We start from the raw sequence: 3,344 nt of genomic DNA, 5'->3' as shown, positions 1-3,344 counted from the left end.
CGATAATCACAGGCCAGAAGACCGATGGATCATGGGAAACAAAAGCCACCATTTGTCATGAACTTCTTGCCTTATCAGCCACCTTCACCACCGATGGCCGTCAAATGGTGACCGCCAGTTCCGACTACACGGTGAAACTCTGTGGTCAGGAGGACGATGGAACATGGAAAGTAAAATCCATCATTTACCAGGAAGTTCCGGTTTCATTAGCCACCTTAAGTATTAATGACCGCCACCTGTTGACCATCAGTTTTTTTGGGATATTGAAAATCTATGGTCAGGAGACCGATGGATCATGGGAAGAAAAATACACTATTAATCATCCTTCGGCCTTTTCGGCCAGCTTCAGCACCGATGGCAGTCATTTGGTGATCTTGAGTGATGATAAGACTGCGACAATCTATGGCCAGAAAGACGATGACACATGGGAAGTAAAAACCACCATTTCCCATAAGGATGAAATCAATTCAGCCAAATTCAGCACTGAGGGCAGCTCTGTGGTGACCGCCAGTGATGATAAGACTGCGAAAATCTACGGCCCGCAGGCCGATGGATCCTGGGGAGAAATGACCGCCTTTACCCACGACCAGTGTGTCAGATCGGCCTTCTTCAGTCCCGATGACCGCCTTGTGGTGACGGCCAGTCTGGACAAAACGGTGAAAATCCACGAATGGCAAACCAATGGATCATGGGAAACCAAATACACCTTTTGCCAAAATGCTCCGGTCTTGTCGGCCAGGTTCAGCGCCGATGGCCATCATATAGTGATCAGAAGTCAGGGTAACACGGCGAAAATCTACAGCCTGCAAGCGGATGGATCGTGGGAAGAAGCAGCCAACATTACCCATAAGGGCAAAGTCCTCTCAGCCGACTTCAGTCCCGATAGCTGCCACGTGGTGACCGCCGGTGAAGATGAAACGGCGAAAATTTATGGCCTCAGGTCCAATGGGTCATGGATAAAAAAAGCCATCATTTCTCACGGGCTTGTGATCACCTCAGCCAAATTCAGCCCCGATGGCCGAAATGTGTTGACCGTTTGTGCAGATCACACGGTGAGAATCACTGAACTGTGGAGGGGCGATTGATGATCGAATGAGCGTAGTTTTGCAAAGAACCCATCAAAAAACAGCGTTATATCGAAAGCCCGATGGCAATGTTTGCAGTGAGCATTCAGTGAAAAAGTTTCCTTCTATCATTATTTTCCCGGATCAGGGTGTTGCTGTTGCTTAGTTCCACCGACCTCAATTTTCTGAACTTTCAGTCCAAAACTGGTTCTAAACATTGAATTAATTCTAAATGTCCTTTCAAACCGAGGATAAATAGTGACTTTGGAGCTTTGAAGAAATCAGGCATGGACCCTTTGAAAAACAATGACAGCATTGTCGACTCACACTTGCCAACACCTGAGCAGCCTCGATTGGAGGAAGCACTGACGGGGGTCGGTGTTGGCAGGGAGGTTACTGTCAATGAGAACAATAAATCTTTATTACTCGATTTGCCCTATGTACCAAAATCTATGATTATTCGCTGCTTGGGTTTTCGAGAGATTACCCGGCTGGCAGAGGTATGCATATATCTTCGTGATCTTGTTAAAAGCGATAAAGCGCTGGAAAGAGCGTGGTATCGCCAGTTTCCATCACCATACCAATATCAACTAAAGACCATCGTTACGGCAAAAGATAAACAACAACTCCGCTATTGGTTGAGGCCATTTGCAAATAAGGACACTGTCGAGTCACTCATAAAAGATCAAAATTGTGCTTATTTTCCTGCTCTGCTGCTCTTCAACCACAGAAAACTGATGTTTCAATGTCAAAAATTCAAGCTAGTGGAAAAAGCCGAAATTATCCATAGTCAAACTATCAGTGTTGCCACCTTCAGTGCCGGTAGCCGTGATCTGGCCACCGTCAGTCACGATAAAAAAGTGAGAATCTATGGTCAGGAGGACGATGGATCATGGCAATCAAAAGCCACGATCACCCATAATGATTGGATCAGATCAGCCACCTTCAGCGCCGATGGCCGCCATCTGGTCACCGCCAGCCACGATAAAACAGCGAGCATCTACGGTCAGAAGGACGATGGATCATGGGAATCAGTAACCACCATTACCCATAATAACTGGGTCATTTCAGCCACCTTCAGTGCCGATGGCCGTCATCTGGTCACCGCCAGTCACGATAAAAGAGTGAGAATCTATGGTCAGGAGGACGATGGATCGTGGGAAGTAAAAGCCACCATTTCCCATGACAGATTCGTCACTGCCGCCACTTTCAGTCCCGATGGTCGCCATGTGGTGACCATCAGTGGGGATAGCATAGTGAAAATTCGTAGTCAGGAGGATGATGGATCATGGCGAGAAGAGCACACTATTCATGCAGGTTTTATCGTTTCGGCCAGGCTCAGCCCCGATAACCGACATCTGGCGCTATGTGGTGCAGATTACGCAGTAAAAATCTATGGGCAGGAGGCTGCTGGACCATGGGTAGAAAAAGACACCATCAAACACCAGCGCACACTTACCTCAATTCACTTCAGCGCCGATAGCCGCCATCTGGTCACCGCCAGTAAGGATCACACGGCGAAAATCTCTGACCTGCAAGACGATGGATCATGGAAAGAAATGACCACTATTCGGCATGATAATCGAGTTTACTCAGCCAACTTCAGCGCCGATTGCCGCCATGTGGTGAGCGCCAGTGAAGATAACACAGTGAAAATCTACAGCCAGAAGGGCACTGCATTATGGGAAGAAAAAGCCTGCATTTGCCACAAGGGGGCGGTCACCTCAGCCAACTTCAGCACCGATGGCCAAAATCTGGTGACTGCCAGTGAAGATAACACTGCGAAAATCTATGGTTTGCAGGCCAATGAGTCATGGCTGGAAAAAGCCACCATTCAACACAAGAAAGCAGTCACCTCAGCCAACTTCAGCACCGATGGCCAAAATATAATGACCGTCAGTGAAGATAAAACGGTGAGAATCACCGAACTATGGAGGAGTGATTAAAAAACAGTGTTATTTTTATGAACTTTTACTCTAAAACCGGTTCTAACCGTTTGAATCAATTTTAAATGTCCTTTCAAACCGTGGATAAATAATGACTTTGGAGCCTTGAGAGAAGCAGGTATGGGCCCTTTGAAAAACAATTCCAGCATTGACAGCTTACCCTTGCCAACACCGGAGCAGCCTCGATTGGAGGAAGCACCAACGGGTGTCAGTGCAGGCAGAGACGTTACTGTATATAACAACAATCAATGTTTATTACTCGATTTGCCCGTTGAACTGGAATCTGTGCTTATTCGCTATTTGGGTTTTCGAGAGGTTGTCTGTTTAGCCAAGG

At 47.0% G+C, this 3,344-nt stretch carries 4 protein-coding genes; all 4 read left to right on the top strand.

Annotation, left to right across the window (positions count from 1 at the left end):
- On the top strand, positions 1-1,085 hold a 1,085-nt coding region (locus KDK16_RS02385), incomplete at its 5' end, for a WD40 repeat domain-containing protein (RefSeq protein WP_257274491.1).
- Positions 1,086-1,092: 7 nt separating this feature from the next.
- Complete coding sequence (locus KDK16_RS02380; protein ID WP_257274490.1) at positions 1,093-1,230, top strand: hypothetical protein; 138 nt, start codon at positions 1,093-1,095, stop codon at positions 1,228-1,230.
- 121 nt (positions 1,231-1,351) lie between these two features.
- Positions 1,352-3,010: a WD40 repeat domain-containing protein gene (locus KDK16_RS02375; protein WP_257274489.1), complete on the top strand. Its 1,659-nt coding sequence runs from the start codon at positions 1,352-1,354 to the stop codon at positions 3,008-3,010.
- A 120-nt stretch (positions 3,011-3,130) separates the two neighbouring features.
- Positions 3,131-3,344 (top strand): hypothetical protein (locus KDK16_RS02370; RefSeq protein WP_257274488.1); only part of this gene is annotated, 214 nt, incomplete at its 3' end.

It is taken from the genome of Endozoicomonas sp. SESOKO4 (assembly GCF_024606275.1).
Note: the sequence above shows the minus strand (reverse complement) of the source record. Positions and strands in the feature narration are given on the sequence as shown.

What these genes read in the sequence shown, in the direction of transcription:
- KDK16_RS02380 (WP_257274490.1), top strand. Translation starts at nt 1,093, where the DNA reads ATGAGCGTAGTTTTGCAAAGAACCCATCAAAAAACAGCGTTATATCGA.
- KDK16_RS02375 (WP_257274489.1), top strand. Translation starts at nt 1,352, where the DNA reads ATGGACCCTTTGAAAAACAATGACAGCATTGTCGACTCACACTTGCCA.